This window comes from Devosia sp. Root413D1 (assembly GCF_001425235.1).
Lineage (GTDB): Bacteria > Pseudomonadota > Alphaproteobacteria > Rhizobiales > Devosiaceae > Devosia_A.
Window position 1 is genome coordinate 845,709 of record NZ_LMEA01000001.1, and the last position, 20,395, is coordinate 866,103.

General features: G+C 66.9%; 18 protein-coding genes. 10 read left to right on the forward strand and 8 right to left on the reverse strand.

Annotated features, from left to right (window positions below; all coding sequences use genetic code 11):
• Positions 1-18: 18 nt before the first annotated feature.
• The 5 genes from ASC89_RS04010 (at position 19) to ASC89_RS04030 (ending at position 4,462) form a co-directional block, all read left to right on the forward strand.
• Complete coding sequence (locus ASC89_RS04010; protein ID WP_055873456.1) at positions 19-1,212, forward strand: enolase C-terminal domain-like protein; 1,194 nt, start codon at positions 19-21, stop codon at positions 1,210-1,212.
• Positions 1,213-1,391: 179 nt separating this feature from the next.
• Entirely contained in the window at positions 1,392-2,177 is a 786-nt protein-coding gene (locus ASC89_RS04015; protein ID WP_055994771.1) for an IclR family transcriptional regulator, read from the forward strand.
• 11 nt (positions 2,178-2,188) lie between these two features.
• Positions 2,189-2,500 (forward strand): L-rhamnose mutarotase, encoded by a 312-nt coding sequence (locus ASC89_RS04020; protein ID WP_055994774.1) that lies wholly within the window; start codon positions 2,189-2,191, stop codon positions 2,498-2,500.
• Positions 2,501-2,514: 14 nt separating this feature from the next.
• Entirely contained in the window at positions 2,515-3,423 is a 909-nt protein-coding gene (locus ASC89_RS04025) for a dihydrodipicolinate synthase family protein (protein WP_055994777.1), read from the forward strand.
• A 1-nt stretch (position 3,424) separates the two neighbouring features.
• Positions 3,425-4,462, forward strand: a complete 1,038-nt coding sequence (locus ASC89_RS04030; RefSeq protein WP_055994780.1) for an aldo/keto reductase — start codon at positions 3,425-3,427, stop codon at positions 4,460-4,462.
• 207 nt (positions 4,463-4,669) lie between these two features.
• On the opposite strand, the gene ASC89_RS04035 is transcribed toward ASC89_RS04030, so the two are convergent.
• Genes ASC89_RS04035 through ASC89_RS04045 form a run of 4 tightly spaced genes read right to left on the reverse strand, consistent with a single transcriptional unit; the run spans position 4,670 to position 8,501 of the window.
• On the reverse strand, positions 4,670-5,566 hold the full coding sequence (locus ASC89_RS04035; protein ID WP_055994783.1) for a lipase family protein: 897 nt from the start codon (positions 5,564-5,566) through the stop codon (positions 4,670-4,672).
• Between the two features lie 52 nt (positions 5,567-5,618).
• Complete coding sequence (cydX, locus tag ASC89_RS28060) at positions 5,619-5,753, reverse strand: cytochrome bd-I oxidase subunit CydX (protein ID WP_082527805.1); 135 nt, start codon at positions 5,751-5,753, stop codon at positions 5,619-5,621.
• Between the two features lie 13 nt (positions 5,754-5,766).
• A complete protein-coding gene (gene cydB / locus ASC89_RS04040) occupies positions 5,767-6,915 on the reverse strand; it encodes a cytochrome d ubiquinol oxidase subunit II (RefSeq protein WP_055994786.1) in 1,149 nt (382 codons plus the stop codon).
• Between the two features lie 11 nt (positions 6,916-6,926).
• On the reverse strand, positions 6,927-8,501 hold the full coding sequence (locus ASC89_RS04045) for a cytochrome ubiquinol oxidase subunit I (protein ID WP_055994789.1): 1,575 nt from the start codon (positions 8,499-8,501) through the stop codon (positions 6,927-6,929).
• A 167-nt stretch (positions 8,502-8,668) separates the two neighbouring features.
• Between ASC89_RS04045 and cydD the strand changes: the two genes are divergently transcribed.
• On the forward strand, positions 8,669-10,402 hold the full coding sequence (cydD, locus tag ASC89_RS04050) for a thiol reductant ABC exporter subunit CydD (RefSeq protein WP_055994792.1): 1,734 nt from the start codon (positions 8,669-8,671) through the stop codon (positions 10,400-10,402).
• A complete protein-coding gene (gene cydC, locus ASC89_RS04055) occupies positions 10,399-12,060 on the forward strand; it encodes a thiol reductant ABC exporter subunit CydC (protein ID WP_055994795.1) in 1,662 nt (553 codons plus the stop codon). The genes cydD and cydC overlap by 4 nt, the downstream gene beginning before the upstream one ends.
• A gap of 266 nt (positions 12,061-12,326) precedes the next feature.
• Here cydC and ASC89_RS04060 read toward each other — a convergent pair whose 3' ends face one another.
• Together ASC89_RS04060 and ASC89_RS04065 are read right to left on the reverse strand one after the other, a co-directional pair.
• Positions 12,327-13,049 carry a Crp/Fnr family transcriptional regulator gene (locus ASC89_RS04060; RefSeq protein ID WP_055994798.1) on the reverse strand — a complete coding sequence of 241 codons (723 nt, stop codon included), beginning with the start codon at positions 13,047-13,049 and terminating at the stop codon, positions 12,327-12,329.
• Positions 13,050-13,348: 299 nt separating this feature from the next.
• Positions 13,349-13,861: a heme-binding beta-barrel domain-containing protein gene (locus ASC89_RS04065; RefSeq protein WP_156384488.1), complete on the reverse strand. Its 513-nt coding sequence runs from the start codon at positions 13,859-13,861 to the stop codon at positions 13,349-13,351.
• A 256-nt stretch (positions 13,862-14,117) separates the two neighbouring features.
• Here ASC89_RS04065 and ASC89_RS04070 point away from each other — a divergent pair, with 256 nt between their 5' ends.
• Positions 14,118-14,789 carry an ABC transporter ATP-binding protein gene (locus ASC89_RS04070; protein ID WP_244488392.1) on the forward strand — a complete coding sequence of 224 codons (672 nt, stop codon included), beginning with the start codon at positions 14,118-14,120 and terminating at the stop codon, positions 14,787-14,789.
• A complete protein-coding gene (locus tag ASC89_RS04075; RefSeq protein ID WP_055994801.1) occupies positions 14,789-17,335 on the forward strand; it encodes an ABC transporter permease in 2,547 nt (848 codons plus the stop codon). The genes ASC89_RS04070 and ASC89_RS04075 overlap by 1 nt, the downstream gene beginning before the upstream one ends.
• 207 nt (positions 17,336-17,542) lie before the next feature.
• On the opposite strand, the gene ASC89_RS04080 is transcribed toward ASC89_RS04075, so the two are convergent.
• Complete coding sequence (locus ASC89_RS04080; protein WP_055994804.1) at positions 17,543-18,778, reverse strand: MFS transporter; 1,236 nt, start codon at positions 18,776-18,778, stop codon at positions 17,543-17,545.
• Between the two features lie 186 nt (positions 18,779-18,964).
• Between ASC89_RS04080 and ASC89_RS04085 the strand changes: the two genes are divergently transcribed.
• Positions 18,965-19,453 carry a helix-turn-helix domain-containing protein gene (locus ASC89_RS04085; RefSeq protein ID WP_055994807.1) on the forward strand — a complete coding sequence of 163 codons (489 nt, stop codon included), beginning with the start codon at positions 18,965-18,967 and terminating at the stop codon, positions 19,451-19,453.
• Here the strand turns inward: ASC89_RS04085 and ASC89_RS04090 are convergent.
• Positions 19,441-20,133, reverse strand: coding sequence for an outer membrane protein (locus tag ASC89_RS04090; protein WP_162247898.1), 693 nt, complete (start codon positions 20,131-20,133; stop codon positions 19,441-19,443). The two genes, ASC89_RS04085 and ASC89_RS04090, sit on opposite strands and share 13 nt — an antisense overlap.
• Positions 20,134-20,395: the final 262 nt, after the last annotated feature.

A 20,395-nucleotide genomic window follows, 5' to 3' on the forward strand; every position in this document is an offset into this window, starting at 1 on the left:
ACCCAAGGATTTTGTGCCGTGAAGATCTCGGACATCACCATCAAGACGTTCCGCACCTATGCCGACCGCTGGGATGTCGGCCACGCGCTGCCTTTGCCCAACACGCAGATGATGCAGACGGTGCTCACCATCCACACCGACGAAGGCGTGGTCGGGCACTATTTCGGCGGCGGTTCGCACGGCGACAATGAGGGCCTCAACGTCGTCGACCAGCAGCAGATCCTGTGGCGTATCAAGGATCTGCTGGTTGGCCAGGACCCGATGGATCGCGAGATGATCTGGAAATGGATGTGGGTCGCCAACGTCCAGGAAAACGTCGCCTCGGTGATCGACAACGCGCTGTGGGACCTCGCCGGGCGCTACGCCAACCTGCCGGTCTACAAGCTGATGGGCGGCGCCGGGCGCGAGAAGGTGAAGGCCTACGCCTCGACCTACCCCAATATCGGCAAGCCGCACGTCTATGCCGAGCATGCGCTGGCCTGCAAAAACGAGGGCTACATCGCCTACAAGATCCACCCGCACTATTTCTGGAACCCTGAGACCGGTCAGCCGACACCTGGCCGCCCGTCCAATATCAAGGCCGATATCGAGACCTGCCACCTGGTGCGCGAGGCGGTGGGGCCGGATTACGTGCTGATGTTCGACCCGTGGGGCACCTACATGACCATGGAGGAGGCGATCCAGGTCGGACGCGAGCTCGAAAAGCTCAACTTCTACTGGTACGAGCACCCGATGCCGGAATACCGCACCGAGAGCTATGTGCGGCTGAGCCGGGAGCTGCAGATCCCGATCCTTTCCCCCGAGATCATCGCCGGCGGCGTGTTCTCACGCGCCGAGTGGATCCTGCGCGGCGCCGGCGACATGAGCCGCATCGACGTGGTGCGCGGCGGCATTACCGGAGCGCGGAAGACCGCCATCGTCGCCGAAGCCTATGGGCTGCGCTGCGAGATGCACATGGCCGGCTGGGGCAACCTGCAGGTGATCGGCGCCACCTCCGAGGATACCTCCGAGTATTACGAGAAGGGCCTGCTCGCGCCGGGCGTCGATTACGACGCGCCGCACCCCTACCTCAAGAACACTGTCGATAAGATCGACTCCGAGGGCTTCGTGCACATGCCCAAAGGCCCCGGCATGGGCTACGAAATCGAGTGGGACTATATCGACGACAACCTGATCGAACCCAACGCCACGACCAAGAAGACCCACTGGTAGGGCCAGGCGTTGTGGTCGCGATCAACCACGGAGTCATTCCCGCGAAAGCGGGAACCTCTGTTTACGGTGCCTGCCTCGAACGGAGGTCCCCGCTTTCGCGGGGATGACACGGTGGAGGTCTCTGGCGCCGGGGAAACACTTCCCTGACCAGACTGCAGCCGCGAGGAGTAACAACCTAGATGTCGAGCATCATCCGGTCCGTCCAGGCCATGGATCTGCTGGCCCGCAAGGGTCCGCTGGGGGTCCGCGCCGTGGCGCAGCAGTTGCAGCTGCCGCTCGGCTCGGTGCACCGGATGCTGCTCGACCTCAGCGAAGAAGGGGTGGTCGATCGCACGCCGTCCGGCGAGTGGGAGCTGAGCTTCCGCCTGCTCGAGATCACCGGGCTGCAGCTCGAGCGCATCGACCTGCCGCGGCTCTGCCGGCCGTTCGCCGAGCAGATCGCCGAGGCCACCCGCGAGACGGTGAACGTCAATGCGCTGAGCGGCATGTTCGGGGTGTGCATCGACAAGGTGCGCGGCAACGAGGGCATGCAGCTCGATATGCGTATCGGTTCGCGCGGTCCGCTGAACTGCGGCGGCGCAGGCAAGGCGATGTTGTCCTATATGCCCGAGGCCCGGCAGGAGGAGGTCTATACCCACCCGCTGCCGGCGCTCACCAGCCACACCATCGTCGACGCCACCAGGCTGCGCGAAGAGATCGGCCGCATCCGCGAGCGCTTCTATTCGATCGACGACCAGGAGGTGGTGATGGGCGTCTATTGCGTCGCGGTGCCGCTGCTCGATCGCTCCGGCCACTCGGTCGGCGCCATGAGCGTCACCGGGCCGTCGGTGAAAAAGCCGGGCGGCGACAACGTCATGCCGGTCGTCGCCATGCTGTGGGACGCCTGCGAGCACGTGAGCCGCCGGCTCGGCTATGCCGGCGAATGGCCGCCGGCCGCCGCTGCGGCAACCCGCCTCGCCGGTTAGGGAGAAGACCTGTGGTCCGCATTGCCTGGATGATGAAGCTGAAGCCCGGCAACGAGGCGATCTATAAGCTCAAGCACGACGAGATCTGGCCCGAGATGCTCGATGCCATGCGGCGCGACGGCGTGCGCAGCTTCTCGATCTACCGCAACGGGCTCGACCTCTTCGCCTATATGGAGCGCGACAACGCCCCCGATCCGGCGACCCCAATCAGCGACCTGACCTGGCGCTGGTGGGAGATGATGGCGCCCTACATGGAAACCAATTCCGACTTCTCGCCGGTGCAACGCCCGGTCGAGGAAATGTTCAACTTCGAAAATCGCTGAGAGAGCCATTGTCCATGACCTCCGCCGCCATCAGGGGCGTAGTGCCCATTCTCGTCACGCCATTTCACCCCGATGGCAGCATCGACGAGGAGAGCCTCGCACGCCTGATCGAGTTCAACATCGCAGCCGGGGTGCACGGCCTCGGCGTGGCGCTGGGCAGCGAAGTGTTCAAGTTCAACGAGGCCGAGCGCGCCCAGATCACGCGCTCGACGATCAAGGCGGTGAACGGCCGCGTGCCGGTGATTATCAACTCCGGCGCTGCCGGCACCGATCTCGCGGTGTTCTATTCGCGCGCTGCCGAGGCGGCGGGCGCCGATGCCCTGATGGTGATCCCGCCCTCGTTCATGCCGGTAAGTTCGGAGGAGATCTTCGACTATTACCGCGCCATCGATGCGGCAGTCGGCATCCCGATCATCCTGCAGGACGTACCGCAGGGGCCGATCTCGCCGGCCCTGGCGCTCCGCATCGCCGACGCCTGCCGGAACGTCACCTACATCAAGGTTGAGACCGTGCCGGTTACCGGCAAGGTGCATGCGATGTCGAGTGCAGCGGGCGACCGGTTGACGATTTTCGGCGGCGCCGGCGGCAGCTATTTCATCGAGGAACTGCGGCGCGGTGCGCATGGCACCATGCCGTTCTGCAGCCAGCCCGCCGATTTCGTTGCGGTGTGGGACGCCTTCCAGCGCGGCGATGAAGCCGCGGCGCGCCAGCGCTTCGATGCGACGATCATGGCAGTGAACCGGCTGGGCAACCAGGGCGGCGACATCTTTTACGCCATCCACAAGCAGCTGCTGGTGCGGCGCGGCATCATCCGCCACGCCCTGGTCCGCAGCCCGACCACCGCGGTCGACCCGATCACCCAGCGCGAGATCGACGAGCTGCTGGCGACCATCGTTCCGACCCCGGTCGCCTTCGGGGCCTGAGATGGATCCGTTCGCGCTCAGGCCGCTCGGCCGGACCAGCCTCGAGCTGCCCCGGCTCGGGCTGGGCGGCGCGTCCCTCGGCAACATCTTCAACACCATCCCCGAAACCCAGGCCGACGCCACGCTCGACGCGGCATGGGATGCCGGGGTGCGCTTCTATGATACCTCGCCCTGGTATGGCCGCGGGCTCAGCGAGCACCGGATCGGACGTGGGCTTTACCTCCGCCCGCCGGGCGAGGCGATCGTCTCGACCAAGGTCGGCCGGGTGCTGTTTGCGCCCGATGACGTTGCCGCCTTCGAAGCGAGCGAACGCAGCTGGCCGAACGGGCTGAAATTCCAGCATCGGCACGATTACAGCTATGCCGGGGTGATGCGGAGCTACGAGGACAGCCTGCAGCGGCTGCGGCGCAATCGCGTCGACGTGCTGGTGATCCACGATCTCGACCTCGCCAATCTCGGCAGCGAGGAATTGGTCAGCCAGCATCTCGATGCGCTCGACGCCGGTGGCGGCATGCGGGCGCTCGAGGAGCTGAAGGCAGCGGGGCTGATCAAGGCCATCGGTGCCGGCGTCAACCGCATGGGCACCATCCCGCGCTTCCTCGAACGCTTCGAGCTCGATTTCTTCCTCGTGGCGCTGCCCTACACTTTGGCCGAGCAGCCGGTGCTGGATGTCGAGTTCCCGCTTTGCCAAGCGCGCGGCGTCGGCGTGATCATCGGAGGCGTCTTCGCCTCCGGCATCCTCGCCACCGGGCCGGTGCCCGGCGCGCGCTACAACTATGCCATCGCCAACGAGGAGCAGCTCGCCCGGGTTGGCCGCATGCAAGCGGTGTGCGAACGGCACGGCGTGCCGCTGGCGGCCGCAGCGCTGCAGTTCACCCTGCACCATCCGCTTGTCGCCTCGGTGATCCCGGGCGCCTTCCACCCCGATCACCCGCGCCGCAACGTCGAAAGCATGCGGGTCGAGATCCCCGCCGATCTGTGGGGCGAGCTGAAGCACGAAGGTCTGCTGCGCATGGATGCGCCGACACCGCAAACGTAGCGTCTTGCACGGGCGGTGCCACACCGCCCCCTCGCCCCTTTGGGGAGAGGGTTGGGGTGAGGGGCGCCAAGCGCGCAGGACCATCCAGTTAGGGTACCGCAGAGGGCACAGCCCTTCAGCCAGTGTGCTTGGCTACCCCTCACCCTGACCCTCTCCCCAGAGGGGCGAGGGGACGGGTGTGGCACGGCCGGTGCTCGCTCGAAGCGCTTACGTCAGCCGCGCCAAATACGGCACGGCTTGCGCGCCCTTCAGCTTCTGCGCCAGCCGCGCGACGTAGAGTTCCGACGCGTGGTTGGCGATGCTGAGCCCGTGGCTTTCGCGCCAGATCTCGCCGATCGAAATCGCGTTGGCGTCCTGGTGCGTCAGGTAGACGAAATCGGCGCCCGGATGGAGGATCACCTCCTCGCCGAAATGCTCGAACGGGAAGGTCGGCACCATCGAGACGAAGTCGTCGACATTGACCACCCGGGTGATCGGCAGGCTGGCGAGCTTGCTGGCGCCCACCGCATTGGTCACCCGTGGCTGGCCGAACGTGGTGGTGCGGGCGAGGCTGTAGCCGTCATCCCTCAAATAGAGCGACAGCACCGCGGCGATGCCGGCGCCCATCGAATAGCCGCTCACGTAAGTCCGGTAATCCTTGCGCAGTTGCGGCGCGACTTCGGCGCGCACGGCGAGCGCGCTGTCCTCGAAGCCGCGGTGCAGCGGGATGCCGTGCCGGGCTTCGGGCTTGAGGAAGATGTCGAAGTCCTCCAGCCAGTCCTTGAGGTTCAAGGAGCCGGGCATCGACAGGTACTGCGCCTTTTTGCCGTGATCCTGCTCGACCACGTAGCGCACGCCGACCGCCGGGATCTGGCCAACCTTGGTCACATTGGTCCACCGGCCACGGATCTCGGCTTCGCTGCGCTGCGAGTCGTCGGCGCGCCGGGCCATCTGATGCAGGAGCGGAAAATCGACCTTCGCCTTGTCGACCTTGCTGCCGAGGCTGTTGAGTGCCTGCGGGCTGATCGAGGTACAGGCGGCGATCGGCAGCGCGACAAGGCCGCCGAGCACCATGCGCCGGCTGATCGCCGACGCCGTCAGTCTGTCGTCCCGGTCCGCGCTCACTTTGGCCCCGCTGTCTCACTGCGGGGACCATGCCACAGACCGCGCCGCGCTGTCAGGTGGCGGGACGGCTGTCGTCGGGCTGGGCCTTCGACTTCAGCGCATCCTCGCGGAACTCGAACCACATGGCGTTGAGGATGCCGAAGCTGCAGGCGAGGCCGACGCCGAGGATCCAGGAAAAATACCACATCCGATCGTCTCCCTTAGTAGGCGTTGGGGTTCTTGTTGAGGCTGGCGGTGGTCACCGGCCCGCGCATCACCCGGAACACCCAGCTGGTGTAGATCAGGATGATCGGCAGGAAGACGATCGCCGCGCACAGCATGACGAACAGCGTCAGCTGGCTCGACGAGGCGTCCCACACCGTGAGGCTCGACTGCGGGTCGATCGATGAGGGCAATAGGAACGGGAACAGCGACAGCCCGGCGGTGGCGATGATGCCGAAGATGGCAAGGCTCGAGCCGAGCAGCGCCACCAGTCGGGCGCGGGCGCCGAGCGCCCACCAGGCAACGAGGCTGCCGAATACTGCGAGGATCGGCAGGGCCATGGTCCACGGCATGGCGCCGTAATTGCCGCCCCAGGCGCCGACTTCGCGCACCACCTCTTTGCCGAGCGGGTTCGACGGGGCGATGGTCATCGGCGGGCCGACCAGGCGGTAGCCTTCGAGCACGTAAAGCGCCAGCACTCCACCAAGCACGAACAGCACGATCGTCGCCAGCGCCGACCAGCGGCCATATTCGCGCGCTCGCTCGGCGATCTCGCCATCGGTGCGGCCGGCGATCACCGTGGCGCCCTGCGTCACGATCATCGTGAGGCTGACCAGCCCTGAGAGCAGGGCGAACGGCGTCAGGAGGCCGAAGAAGTTGCCGGTGTAGGTGACACGCTGCGTCACATCGAGCTGGAATGGCGCGCCGAGAAACACATTGCCGACCGCGACGCCGAAGATCAGCGATGGCAGGAAGCCGCCGATGAACAATGCCGCATCCCAGGTGGCGCGCCAGCGCGGATCGCTGACCTTGCCGCGGAACTTGAAGCCCACCGGCCGGATGATCAGCGCCAGGAGGATGGCGATCATCGCGATGTAGAATCCCGAAAAGCTAACTGCATAAAGCTGTGGCCAGGCGGCGAAGATGGCGCCGCCGCCGAGGATCAGCCACACTTGGTTGCCTTCCCAGGTCGGGCCGACGAGGTTGATCAGCACGCGCCGCTCTTCATCGGTCTTGGCGACGAACGGCAGGAGCGTACCGACGCCGAGGTCGCGCCCGCCCATCACCGCAAAGCCGATCAACAGGATGCCGAGCAGGGCCCACCACAGGATGCGCAGCGTTTCATAGTCGAGAGGAATGGTGCTCATCGGGCTGTTCCTTACTTGGCGGGGGCGATCGTGGCGGTTTCGACCGGCTCGACCGACTGATCGAAGTTCAGCTTGTCGGAGGGGCCGTGCTTGATGGTGCGAACCATCAGCCAGACCATGACGATGAGCAGCGCCGTGTAGAGCAGCATGAAGAAGCTCAGCGAGATCACCAGATCCCAGAAGTTGAGCCCCGAGGCGGCGTAGAAGGTGGGCAATACGCCCTCCACCACCCAGGGCTGCCGGCCATACTCGGCGATGAACCAGCCCGCTTCGATGGCGATCCACGGCAGCGGCAGGGCGGCGACGGCTACCCAGAGCAGCCAGCGCGGCTTTTCGATCCGGTGCGTCGAGGCCTTCCAGAACCACAGCGCGAAGAAGGCGATGAAGAAGAAGCCGGCGCCGACCATGATGCGGAAGCTCCAGAACAGCGGCCACACGTCCGGTACCGTATCGAGCGCCGCCTTGGCGATCTCCTCGCCGGTGGCGTTCTCGACATCGGGCCGGTACTTCTTCAGCAGCAGCGCATAGCCGAGGTCGGCTTTGGCGGCGTTGAAGGTGTCGCGCGCCGCGCCGTCATTGCGGTTCGCCTGCAGCGCGTTGAGCGCCTTGTAGGCCTCGACGCCATTGACGACGCGCAGCGCCGCACGCTCGGTGAGCTCGGTAATGCCCGGCAGGTCGCGATCGAGCGAGCGCGTGGTGATGAGCCCGAGCACCCAGGGGAACTGCACTTCGAAAGCCGGGCGGCCATCACTGCCCGGAATAGCGAACAGGGTGAGCGCGGCCGGGGCCGGCTCGGTGTGATACATCGCCTCCATCGCGGCGATCTTCATCTTCTGGTGCTCGGTCGCCACATAGCCCGACTCGTCACCGAGGACGACGACGCTGAGCGCCGAGGCGAGGCCGAAGCTGGCGGCGACGACGATCGAGCGCTTGGCCAGTTCCTGGTGCTTGCCGCTCAACAGGAACATCGCGCTCACCGCCAGGACGAACACCGCGCCGCAGACATAGCCGGCCGAGACGGTGTGGACGAACTTCGCCTGCGCCACCGGGTTGAACAGCACCGCCATGAAGTCGGTGACTTCCATGCGCATGGTGTCGGGGTTGAACGCGGCGCCCACCGGGTTCTGCATCCAGCCATTGGCGATGAGGATCCACAGCGCCGAGAAATTGGCGCCCAGCGCCACCAGCCAGGTGACGGCGAGGTGCGCCACCGGCTTCAGCCGATCCCAGCCGAAAAAGAACAGCCCCACCAGCGTCGCTTCGAGGAAGAAGGCCATCAGCCCTTCCATCGCCAGCGGCGCGCCGAACACGTCGCCGACATAGTGGCTGTAATAGCTCCAGTTCATGCCGAACTGGAATTCCATCACCACCCCGGTGGCGACGCCCATGGCGAAGTTGATGCCGAACAGCACCCCCCAGAACAGCGTCGCCTTGCGCCAGACGACGCGTCCGGTCATCACGTAGACGCTCTCCATGATGGCCATCACGAAGGACAGGCCCAGCGTCAGGGGCACGAACAGGAAATGGTACATCGCTGTCGCAGCGAACTGGATGCGCGACAGATCGACGACGATGGGATCGACCATGGGGATGCCTCGTGTTGTCCGGCCCAAGTCTGCACAAACAAGTCTGCACCAGGTGGCCGGCATGCTTGCCGCAGTACATGCATTCGCATCGCATCGCCTTGATCCAGATCAAGGCGATGCGCATGACTATAAGCCAGATTTGGAGACCTTCTCCACACGGTAGGTCAATGGACGATAAGGCGAAAATCGGGGGGCGCTGGCTGAACCGCCTCGCGGCAGCCGACCGGCCGTTGCTTATTGCGGTGCTCGGCCTGCCGCTGCTGGCCGGTGCGCTGCTGGTGGCGCAGGCCATGGTGCTGGCGGGGCTGCTGCATCGCGCCATCGTCGAGGGCGCTGGGCTCACGACACTGCTGCCGCAGCTGGCGCTTTTGGCGAGCATCCTCGTCATTCGCATCGCGCTGGGTGGCCTCGGCGAAGTCGCGGCCGTGCGCTTCGGTGAAGCGATCAAGGCGCGGCTGCGCACCGGGCTGGTCGCCGACCTGCTGCGCCGCGCCCCGACCTGGACCGCCTCGAAGAGCTCCGGGGCGCTGTCGAGCACCGTGCTCGAACAGGTCGAGGCGCTGGACGGCTATTTCACCCGTTACCTGCCGGCCATGCTGCAGGCGGCGATCCTGCCGATCGGCTTTGCCGTCATCGCCTTCTCGGTCGATTGGATCGTCGGGCTGTTGTTCCTGATCTCGGCCCCGCTGATCCCGGTGTTCATGGCGCTGGCCGGCTGGGGCGCCGAAGCCGCGAGCCGCTCGCAGGCCGCCGCGCTGAACCGGCTGAGCGGCCGCTTCGCCGATAGGCTGCGTGGGCTGGTGACGCTGAAGCTGTTCGGCCAGGACGCGGCGGAGACGGCGCGGGTGCGGCTCGCCTCCGAGGAGTTGCGGGTGCGCACCATGCGGGTGATGCGCATCGCCTTCCTCAGCTCGGCGGTGCTGGAATTCTTCGCGGCGCTAGGGGTCGCCGGCGTGGCGCTCTATGTCGGGCTGACCTTCCTCGACCTGGTGAACCTCCACAGCTCCGAGCTGACGCTCGGCGCCGGGATGTTCCTGCTGCTGATGGCGCCCGAAGTGTACCAGCCGTTGCGCCTGCTCGCGGCGCACTACCACGACCGCGCCTCGGCCAGGGCCGCCGTGGCGGAGATCGAGCGCGAACTCGATGCGCTGCCGGGGGAAGCGACGCCTTTGGTCGCGGTCGCCGCGGCTGCCGTCGCGACGGGCGCTGCGACGCTCGAGCTGCGTGCCGTTGCGCTGGACGACCCGACCGGGCGGCCGGTGCTCGCCGCCGCCGACCTCACCCTCGAGCACGGAGCCCGGATCGCTATCCTCGGCGCCAGTGGCATCGGCAAGTCGACCCTGCTCGAGGCCATTGCCGGGTTGCGGACCTTCAGCGGCGAGATCCGCATTGACGGGCGGGCGCTTGCCGAGATCGCCGAACCGCAGCTGCGGCAGCGCGTCGCCATGCTGGGGCAGCGGCCACGGCTGTTCGCCGGCAGCATTGCCGACAATATCAGGCTGGGGCGGCGTGACGCCGATCATGCGGCGGTGCGGCAGGCGGCGCAGCTGGCGCGGGTCACCGACTTCGCCGACGCCTTGCCCGAGGGGTTGGCGACGCACCTCGGCGAGGACGGGCTGGGCCTTTCTGGCGGCGAGGTCCAGCGCATTGCGCTGGCCCGCATCTACCTGCGCGATCCCGGGCTGATCCTGCTCGACGAGCCGACGGCGCATCTCGATGCCGCGACCGAGGCGCTGGTGCTCGATGGCCTCGCCGAATTCGCCGGTGGGCGCACGCTCATCGTCGCCACCCACGCGCGGGCTGTCGCGGCGCGCATGGACAAAGTGTTCCGCGTCGCCGGCGGCAAGCTGCTGCCGGCGCCGAAGCCGGTCATCACCGATCGCAACGTGGGGGCGGCATGAGAGCCATCTTCGCCTTTGCGCCACTGCTGGGGCGGTTGAAGGGCCCGATTGTGCTCACCGTGCTGCTGTCGCTGCTGACGCTGCTCGCCGGCATCGGTCTGCTCGGGCTTTCCGGCTGGTTCCTCACCGCAGCGGCGCTGAGCACGCTCGGCTCGGCCTTCAACATCTTTGCGCCTTCGGCAGGCGTCCGCGGCCTGTCGTTCATCCGTATCCTCGCGCGCTACGGCGAAAAGCTCAGCGGTCACGACATGACGCTGCGGCTGCTGTCCGACCTCAGGGCCTGGCTGTTTGCACGGCTGTTTCCGCTGGTCCCGCTGGCGCGGCGCTTCGGCCGTGGCGACCTGGTCAGCCGGTTGCTCGCCGATGTCGAGGCGCTGGATACGGTGTTCCTCGTGGCGCTCGGGCCGATCAGCACCGCGGTACTGGCCGGCGCCGCGATGACCGTGGCGCTGGCGCTTGCCTTGCCCGGTGCGGCCCTGGTCTATGCGCTGCTGTTCTTTGCCGCGGTGCTGCTGGTGCCGGTGGGGCTGGTGCTGGCCTCGCGCGCTGTCGGCAGCGAGGTCGTCGCGGCTGGCGCGGCGCTGCGCCAGGCCGTGCTCGATGGCGTCGACGGGCACCAGGACCTGGTGCTGTTCGGCGCTACAGGCGAGGCTGCGGCGACCGCTGCAACCGCATCGGCGCGGCTGGCACAGGCCCGCCGACGGCTTGGTCTTCGCGCCGCGCTGGCTTCGGCGCTGGTGCAACTGCTGGCCGGCGGTGCCCTGCTCGGCACGCTGGTGGCCGGTTTCGCGGCGCTCGAGGCCGGTGCGATCGACGGGCCACTGCTCGCCGGTCTGTTGCTGGCGGTGCTCGCCAGCTTCGAAGCCTCCGCCATGCTGGTGCGCAGCGCCACGCGGCTCGCCGGAGCCGCCGCCGCTGCCGACCGGCTGCAGGCCATCGCCAGCAGCGCGCCCGCCGTCGCCGAACCGGCCGAGCCGCTGCCGATTCCGGCAGGCGGCGATATGCGCTTCGAGGCAGTGCGCTTCGGCTACGACCCGCAGCACCCGGTGCTCGACGGGCTGAGCTTTGCGGTCCGGAGCGGTGAATGCGTCGCCATCACGGGACCGAGCGGCGCCGGCAAATCGACCATCGCGCAATTGCTGCTGCGGCTGGCCGATCCGGACGCCGGCGCGGTGCGCCTCAACGGCAGTGACCTGCGCGATGTCGCCGGCCCCGAGCTTCGCCAGCGGGTCGCGCTGATGACCCAGGATGCGCCGGTGTTTCTCGACACCATCCGCGTCAACCTTCGCGTCGGGCGCGACGATGCCGATGATGCCGCGCTGTGGCGCGTGCTCGAGGCGGTGCATCTGGCGGAGTTCGTTCGCGGCTTGCCCGGGCAGCTCGACGCCGTGGTCGGAGAGGCAGGCCGAACCCTCTCGGCCGGGCAGGCCCGCCGCATCTGCCTGTCGCGCACCCTGCTGTCGCGCGCCGACGTCATCGTCTTCGACGAACCGACCAGCGGGCTCGATGCCGAGACCGAGGCAGCGTTTCTCGCCGAACTGCCGGAGCTGACCCGCGGCCGCACGGCCATTGTCATTACCCACGCGGTGGTACCGGAGACGTTTGACCGGGTGCTGGAACTCAGGGCCGGGCGGTTGGCTGAGGTTCGCCACCACTGAAAGGCCCAGCTCCGCTTGAGAGAAATCAGGTCTGGGATGGCGTGCCTCCCGCGAACATGGCGCGCGTTGCCCACCCCACCCCATCCCTCCCCGTCAAGGGGAGGGTGCCGGCTGGTGCTTGTGTCGGTGGCCAGCCACAAACTCGATGCTCACCTCCCCCTTGACGGGGAGGCAAGCGAAGCTTGGGAGCGTAGCGAGCTAGCTGTAGCTCGGAGGGGTGTGACTTGGCCACGATGCACGCGGCGACCTCGCCACCAGCCCTTCACCTACCCGCAAAGCCCCTGCAACGCTTCGAGGTCGGGCACCTCGACCGTCCGGTTATTGGTAATCGAAACCACTCCCGCCTGCCGCAGCTTGGTCAGCTGGCGCGATACTGTCTCGATGGTGAGCCCCAGGAAATCGGCGATATCCGAGCGGGTGAGCGGCAGCTCGAAGCTGACGCCGTCGCTCGGCTCGGCCGCGGGGTCGGCATGCATGGCGATCAGATAGAGGAAGCTTGCGACCTTCTCCTGTGCGGTTTTCCGCCCAAGCGTCACCATCCAGTCGCGCGCTTCGTCGAGCTCGCGCAGCGTCTGCTGCATCAGCCGGTGCTCGAGCGCCGGGGTGCTGGCGATCATCTGCTCTAGCGCCGGCCGCGGGATGACGCAGAGGTCAACCGTGGAAGCCGCCTCGGCGGTGACCACGCTCTCCCGCCCGAACAGCCGGCCGAGGAAATCCGGTGCGAATTGCAGGCCGACCAGCTGCTGGCGGCCGTCTTCCAGCACCTTGCTGAGCTTGACCACCCCGCGCATGACATTGGCATAGGCGTGGATCGCCGTGCTGTCGCCGATCAGTTCGTCGCCGTGCTCGTGCCGTTCCTTGCGGGTGTGGCGGGCGAATTCGATCAGCTCATCGGGCTTCAGCGCACCGCACATGCCTCGGTGACGCGCTTCGCAGCTGCGGCACAGCACGGGGGTCTCGGAATTGTGGATGTCCAGACGCTCGCCCATCGCGGGTGAGCCTTACACCCTCCCGCGACCTGGCGGATGGTGAGGTTTGTCGCACGCGGCATTCAGTCTCGGGGGGCGGACCGCGGCGTATTTCGCGTGTACCACATCACCCAGCCGAGCGTGCCCATCAGCAGGCTGAAGGCGGCGACGACAGCGGTAACGACGATGGCGGCTTCGGGCGGCATGTCTATGCTCTCTGCTTGACGCAGAGAGAGCACCACGCAACGGTACGCGACGCCTTGATCCAGATCAAAAGCGTCGCGATTTCCGTGGCTTGGACAGAACAGCCGAGGTAGCGCTCAGCGCGAGAACGGCACCGAAGCCGTCAGCACCTGGCCGGAATTGTTGAACTCGACCTCGAAATCGACGGTGATGGCGTTGCCCTCGAGCAGAATCCGCGAGCCGATGCGCACATCATTGCCGCCGCGATCCTGCTGCTTCTCGCGCAGGTCAAAATTGATCGTGTCGCCCTTGATCTGGCCGACCGCAACCCCGGTGAAGCCCGCATTCGAGCTCATCACCGCCTGGTAGCGCTGCGCCTTGTCGTCGAAGGCGATGGTGCCGCTGACCGACAGGTTCATGTCGATCAGGCTGCAGCGGCCGGCATAGTTGATCTTGTTCAGGTTACCCTTGGAAATGCCGAGCCGACATTTGAACGGTTCGGGATTCTGGCCTCCGACCAGTGCACCCGCTCCCTTCCAGTCGCCCACGTACGACTCCAGGACTTCCACTGGCCCGGAAATCGCCGGCGTCGCCATTCCCGCCAGCGTCATGGCGGTGACGGCCATAGCGGCATGCAGGTGCTGTCTCATCTCGTCCCACGCCCTCCAACGGCGTTCTAGCGTTCAGTAACGCTGAAATCTGTAAGCGGCCGGGTATTCGGTCCGCTTCCATTTTGACTTGCCCGCCCGACGATGCCAGAGATCATGCGGCGGGCAGTAAGAAGCAAGAGCGGCCTGCACATTCTTTTGGTTTGTCCCCTACCGCAAGTCCCAAATGGCCCTAAGTCAAGACCACAGCTCCAGTCCGCGTGTCCCGGCGGCGCAGCCGATCGTTGATGCGTCCGGGGTGAATTACACTCTGGAGGTCGCTTCACAGCCGCTTCACATTCTGAGGAACGTCTCGCTCCGGGTCGAAGCCTCGGAAGTCGCGGCAATCGTCGGGCCTTCAGGCAGCGGCAAGACCTCGCTGCTGATGTTGCTGGCCGGACTGGAACGCGCCACGTCCGGCAAGGTGGTGGTCGCCGGGCAGGACCTTTCGGGGTTGAGCGAGGACGATCTGGCGGTGTTCCGCCGCCATACGCTGGGCATCGTGTTCCAGAGTTTTCACCTCATCCCGTCGCTGACCGCGCTCGACAATGTCGGGCTGGCGCTCGAGATCGCCTCGCCCGACCTGTCGCTGGCGCAGACCCGCGAGGCCGCCGCGGCGGCGCTCGAGGCGGTCGGGCTCGGCGGCCGGCTGCAGCATCGGCCGGCGGCTTTGTCGGGCGGCGAACAGCAGCGCGTCGGGCTGGCCCGCGCCATGATCGCCAAGCCGCGGCTGCTCCTGGCCGACGAGCCGACCGGCAACCTCGACCAGGAAACCGGCGCGGTGGTGGTCGAGCTGATGTTCGATCTGGCCCGCCAGCAAGGCACCGCGGTGGTGCTGATCACCCATGATCCATCGCTGGCGGCGCGCGCCGACCGGGTGTTCACCATGACATCAGGCGAGCTGGTCGAAACCCGATCGGTCCAAGCCTGATGCGCGCCGTCCTCGCGGCCATCCGCATCGGCCTGCTCGATATGCGCGGCGACTTGCGGCGCTTCGGCCTCCTGATCATCTGCCTCGCCGTCGGCACGGCGCTGATATCAGGCGTCAGCTCGGTGGGCGCCAGCATCCGGCAGGCGGTGGAAGAAAATGCCGCCGTACTGATGGGCGGCGATGTCGAGCTGTCGCGCGCCGACCGGCAGGCCACCGCCGACGAGCTGGCGCTGATCTCGCGCTTCGGGCGGGTGTCCTATGTCGTCGACACCAATGTCCGCGCCGAGGTTGGCAATCAGAGCGCCTTTGTCGATCTGGTCTCGGTGGGCGATACCTATCCGCTGCTCGGCGCGGTCGACAGCCCGCAACTGCCGTCGGGCGAGACGCCGTTTGCCTTCCTGTCATTCCGCGACGGCAAGTTCGGCGCGCTGGTCAGTCCGCTGATGCTCGATCAGCTCGGCATCAAGGTCGGCGACACGCTCGAGATCGCCGGCACCGAGTTCGTAGCGCGCGGCGCGCTGGGCGGCCTGCCCGATGCCGCGGTACGCGGCTTCCGGCTGGGCCTCCCCGCCGTCATCACCACCGAGGCGCTGGCGGTGCTCTCCGACCGCACCTCGCCGCTCCCGGGGCTTGGCACCTTTTTTCGCTACAAGCTGGTGCTGACCGAGGGCGACGCCGATAGCGGCAAGGCGGCGCTGGAGACCGCGCTCGCCGATCCGAGCTGGACCATCCGCTCGGCCCGCGAGGGCCTCGGGCCGATGGTGCGCTACTACGACCTGTTCATGCGCTTCCTGGTGATCGTCGGTCTCGCCTCACTGCTCATCGGCGGGGTCAGCGTCTGGACCAGCATTTCGGCCTATGTCGCCGAGCGCGCCAATGTCATCGCCGTGCTGCGCAGCATGGGCGCCGGGCGAGCCCGCATCTTCGTGCATTTCTTCTCGCAGATCGCGGCGCTCGCGGGCGTTGGCGTCGGCATCGGCCTCGTCGTCGGCGCCGGCACCGCGCTGGTGGCGCTGCCGGCCATCGGCGCCGCCGTCGGTGTCGACCTGGCGCCGACCCTGCATGTCCAGCCCCTGCTGGTGGCGGCGGGCGTCGGCTTTCTCATCGCCTTTCCCTTCTCCTACCTGCCCCTGCAGCAGGCCCAGACCATCAGCCCGGTGACATTGTTCCGCTCCAAGGGGCTCGCCGCGCCGCCGATCGACTGGGCTGGGCTGATCTTTTCGGCGCGTATCGTCCCCTTGGTGCTGGCCGCCGCCCTGTTCCTGTGGCTCGCCGTCATCATGACCAACGATTCGATGCTGGTCGCGGCCTTCGCCATTGTCAGCGTGCTGTCGGTGGTGCTGTTCCAGTTCGGCATCTTTCTCGCCCGACAGGCGTTGCGGAAATCGCCCGAACCCGCCAACCGCGTGCTGCGCTACGCGCTGCGCAATATCTCGAGCCCGGGCTCCAACGCTTCCTCGGTGGTGATCTCGGTCGGGCTGGCGCTCGCCATGCTGGTGGTGGTGCTGGTGCTGCAGGTGAACCTCAGGAACGAATATCTGGGCGCCTCGGTGTTCGACGCGCCGACGCTGGTCGCCTCCGATCTCTTCTCCGATGAGGTCGATACGCTGCAGCAGCTGAAGGACGAAGGCAGCGACATCACCGCCTTTGCCGCAACTCCGATGCTGCGCGGCGCGCTGAGCGCCATCAACGACACCCCGGTGGAGCAACTGCAGCCGCGGGGACCCGAGGCATCGTTCCTGCTCTCGGGCGAGATCCCGCTGACCTACCGGCAGGTACTGCCGGCGACCTCGAAGCTGGTGGCAGGGGACTGGTGGCCGGTCGACCACCAGGGGCCGCCTTTGGTGTCGCTGCACCAGAGCCTTCGCGCCGGCCTCGGTATCAAGCTCGGCGACAAGCTGTCCTTCGCCATCTTCGGCGACACCATCACCGCCGAGGTTGCCAATTTCCGCGATTACTCCTGGCAGGGCGGCATCGACTTCCTTGCCACCTTCTCGCCGGGGGTGCTGGACGAGTACCCCTCGACGCTGTTGGGTTCGGTGACCGCTGCGGCGGGACGCGAGGAGGCAGTGGAGCGGGAACTTGCCAGCTTGCTGCCCGATGTCCGCTTCATCGCCATCGGTGCGACGCTCGAGCAGATCACCCGGGCCCTGAGCCAACTGTCGCTTGCCGCCTCGCTGGTCGGCGGGTTGGCGGTGGGCAATGGACTGCTGGTGCTGATCGGCAGTCTTGCCACCGGACGCCGGCAGCGGCAGGCCGACGCGGTGATCTCAAAAGTGCTCGGCGCCAAGCGCTTCGACGTGCTGTCGGTTTCGGTGCTGCACTATGTGCTGCTGGCGGCTTTCGCCGCCGTGCTGGCGACGCCGCTCGGCATCGGGCTCGCCTGGATTCTCACCCTGGTGCTGCTCGAGGTCGAGTTCGCCCTCGATGCGACGACGCTTGCAGCGGTCGATCTCGGCGCCATCGTCATCACCGGCTTCCTCGGCGCCACCACCATTGTCGGCGTGCTCCAGCGGCGTTCAGCCGGCTTCCTGCGCGAGCCGTGAGCGTGGCCGTGGGGCATTCGCGGTCAGTTGCACAGTTTGCTCCACCAACTCGGTGTCACCCCAGCGAAAGCTGGGGCCCATTTCTCAGCCCGCGCAGGTGGATGGTTGGGTCCCAGCTTTCGCTGGGATGACACCCGGTGGAGGAGGCGAAGCAGTGGGCCATTTTCGTCCACCGCCTCCTCCACCAACCGGTTCATCTGGCAAGCTTCAAGCCGCGACCGCCTGGCCCGGCATCTGGTCTTCGTCCACGTCCTTCTTCTTCGCCGGGAAGGCCAGCGCCAGGGCGGCGGCGGCGATGCCGATGCCGGCTGAGGCGATGTAGAGCCAGTGGTAGGTGCCGAACGTATCGTAGAGCCAGCCGCCACCGACCGGGCCAAAGGCCATGCCGATGCTCGAGGTCATCACCATGCCGCCCAGCACCGTGCCCATCACCCGCGGGCTGAAATAGTCGCGTGCCAGCACCGAGTAGAGTGGCATGACGCCGCCATAAGCGAGCCCGAGCACCGCCGCCAGCGCGTAGAACTGGGGCAGCTCGCTGACATAGATGTAGGTGTAGATGCCGACGGCCTGCAGCACGAGGCCGCCGACGATCACCTTGCGCACGCCAAGCCGGTCGGCCAGGACGCCGAAGATCAGCCGGCCGAACAACCCGGCAAGGCCCTCGACGCTGTAGATGCTGGCCGCCGCCAGCGCCGAGGCGCCGCAGATCATGGCGTAGCTGACGGTGTGGAAGATCGGGCCGGAATGTGCCGCGCAGCAGAGGAAGAACACCGAAGCGAGGACGACGAACTGCGGCGTGCGCAGCGCCGACCAGCCGGTCGAGGCCCGCTTGGGTTGCGCCGCGGCGCTCGGCGTCGGCGCGGGTTCGGGCTCCGTCAGCGTCGGAGCGCGGCGGATCAACAACGCAGCCGGCACGATGACGATCAACGCGCCGATGGCGATGGATAGCATGGCGCTGCGCCAGCCGGTGGCCTCGATCAGGTAGCTGGCGAACGGGGTGATCACCATCGGCGCAATGCCGCCGCCGATCGATACCAGCGACACTGCGAGGCTGCGGTTCTTGTCGAACCAGCCCAGCGTCGTCGAGATGATCGGCGCGAAATAGGCGCCGCCCGCCGCGCCGACCAGCCCGCCATAGGCGAACTGGAACACCAGGAGGTCGCTGGCCTGGCTGCCGAGCAGCAGTCCGGCCCCGAGCAGCACGGTCGCCATCAGCACCACCGGTCGCGCCCCGATGCGATCGCTCAGCGTCCCCCAGCCGAAGCCGGAAACACCCATGACGATGAAGCCGACGGTCATCGCCGCCGAAATGCCGGCGCGGCTCCAGCCGGTATCCTCAGCCATCGGTTGCAGGTAGACGGGCAGGGCGAACATCGCCCCCATTGCCACACAGGTGATCAGCGCGCCTGCCGCGACGACGACCCAGCCATAATGCTTGCTCATTGTTCCGTCCCTCAGGATATATCCTGCCATTTAGACGAGCGGCGGCGGCGCCATTCGACAGTGCGACGCAAAATATCTGCCGCGACACCATCGCCACAACCACTTGCATATTGCAAGGTGTATACCCAGCTACAAACTGCTTGTAAACTGCAAGTGGAATGCCGAACACGTCTATGACCAGGAGCCGTGCCTGTGGATCGCCGATCCGGATGCCCCATTAACCTCTCCGTCGAAGTGCTCGGCGATCGCTGGAGCCTCGTGGTGCTGCGCGACATCATGTTCGGCAACTTCCGCACCTATGGCGAACTGCATGGCAACTCGCTCGAGGGCATCGCCACCAACATCCTCGCCAGCCGGCTGAAGCGGCTGATGGAGGAGGGGCTGGTGACCGCCGCCGCCGACCCCAATCACAAGCAGCGCACCATCTACAACCTGACCGAAATGGCCATCGCGCTGGTGCCGGTGATGGTGCAGCTGGGCGCCTGGGGCGCGCAGTTCCTGCCGGCGAGCCCCCAGTTGTCGGCTCGCGCCGTCGCGCTGGCTCAGGGTGGGCCGCAGATGGCGGACGACTTCATGGCCGAACTCCGCCACCTGCACCTGGGCGCCCCAAAACCGGGGCGCTCGGTGCTGGCCGAGCTCGAAGCGGCCTATCAGGCAGCGGCTCAGAACCCGTAATTCACCCCGAGCTTGACGATGTGCAGGTCCTGCTGCGCATCGAGGCTGCCGCCAGCATAGTCGAGCTCGGCGCCGAGCGCGACGAAATCATACTCGATGCCGGCCGTGGCGTTTTCGCTGAAGGCGAACTCGGTGCCCAGCCCGACGGTCCAGCCCATGGCGACCGCATCGGCGGAGGTCGGTGGCGGTGCCGGCAACGGCGCGGTTTGGGTAAGCGTCGAGCGCACCCCGCCGGCGGCAAGCCCGCCCTTGGCATAGAGCAGCAGCGTATCGGCGGCATAGCCAACGCGGCCGGTGACGGTGCCGAGCCAATCGAGGTCGTAGCTGTAATCGAAGCTGTTGGCGCCGACGGTGGCCGAGCCGTCGCCGCCAATCCAGCTCTTCGCCAGGTCCGCCTCGGCGCCGAATACCAGCACGCCCGCCTCGGCGTTGAAGCCGGCCCGCACGCCCGCCAGCCAGCCGCCAGCCGCGAGGTCGAGCGGGTCGGCGAGACCGCTTGGTTCATCCAGCGTGACGTCGCTGCTGCCGGCGCCGCCGAACAGGCCGGCATAGGCGCCGGACCAATCGTAATCCGCCGCCGCGGCGATCGCTTCGGGATCATCGACGATCAGATCGGCTGCCGCAGCCGTTCCGCCCGCGAGGCCGAAAACGGCAAGCAGCGTGAGCGCAGAAATTCGCATGGTGTGGCCCCCCATCAGTTCGCGCTGGGCGAACCTACGGGTAACTGCGTGATGTGGGCGTCATGGATTCGACGAGATTCGCATCTGGCGTGGTGGGTAGTTCGGAGCGGGAAGAGTACCCCCACCCTGTCCCTCCCCCGCAAGGGGGGAGGCGACCAAAACACTGTCGCTAGTGTAGGCGTCTTCCTCCCCCTTGCGGGGAGGGGACAGGGGTGGGGGTGCTCTGTGCGCACCGGCCTTTGTGGTCACCGCGGCACGCGCT

What these genes read in the sequence shown, in the direction of transcription:
- ASC89_RS04015 (WP_055994771.1), top strand. Translation starts at nt 1,392, where the DNA reads ATGTCGAGCATCATCCGGTCCGTCCAGGCCATGGATCTGCTGGCCCGC.
- ASC89_RS04025 (WP_055994777.1), top strand. Translation starts at nt 2,515, where the DNA reads ATGACCTCCGCCGCCATCAGGGGCGTAGTGCCCATTCTCGTCACGCCA.
- ASC89_RS04030 (WP_055994780.1), top strand. Translation starts at nt 3,425, where the DNA reads ATGGATCCGTTCGCGCTCAGGCCGCTCGGCCGGACCAGCCTCGAGCTG.
- cydX (WP_082527805.1), bottom strand. Translation starts at nt 5,753, where the DNA reads ATGTGGTATTTTTCCTGGATCCTCGGCGTCGGCCTCGCCTGCAGCTTC.
- cydB (WP_055994786.1), bottom strand. Translation starts at nt 6,915, where the DNA reads ATGAGCACCATTCCTCTCGACTATGAAACGCTGCGCATCCTGTGGTGG.
- ASC89_RS04045 (WP_055994789.1), bottom strand. Translation starts at nt 8,501, where the DNA reads ATGGTCGATCCCATCGTCGTCGATCTGTCGCGCATCCAGTTCGCTGCG.
- cydD (WP_055994792.1), top strand. Translation starts at nt 8,669, where the DNA reads ATGGACGATAAGGCGAAAATCGGGGGGCGCTGGCTGAACCGCCTCGCG.
- cydC (WP_055994795.1), top strand. Translation starts at nt 10,399, where the DNA reads ATGAGAGCCATCTTCGCCTTTGCGCCACTGCTGGGGCGGTTGAAGGGC.
- ASC89_RS04060 (WP_055994798.1), bottom strand. Translation starts at nt 13,049, where the DNA reads ATGGGCGAGCGTCTGGACATCCACAATTCCGAGACCCCCGTGCTGTGC.
- ASC89_RS04065 (WP_156384488.1), bottom strand. Translation starts at nt 13,861, where the DNA reads ATGAGACAGCACCTGCATGCCGCTATGGCCGTCACCGCCATGACGCTG.
- ASC89_RS04075 (WP_055994801.1), top strand. Translation starts at nt 14,789, where the DNA reads ATGCGCGCCGTCCTCGCGGCCATCCGCATCGGCCTGCTCGATATGCGC.
- ASC89_RS04080 (WP_055994804.1), bottom strand. Translation starts at nt 18,778, where the DNA reads ATGAGCAAGCATTATGGCTGGGTCGTCGTCGCGGCAGGCGCGCTGATC.
- ASC89_RS04090 (WP_162247898.1), bottom strand. Translation starts at nt 20,133, where the DNA reads ATGCGAATTTCTGCGCTCACGCTGCTTGCCGTTTTCGGCCTCGCGGGC.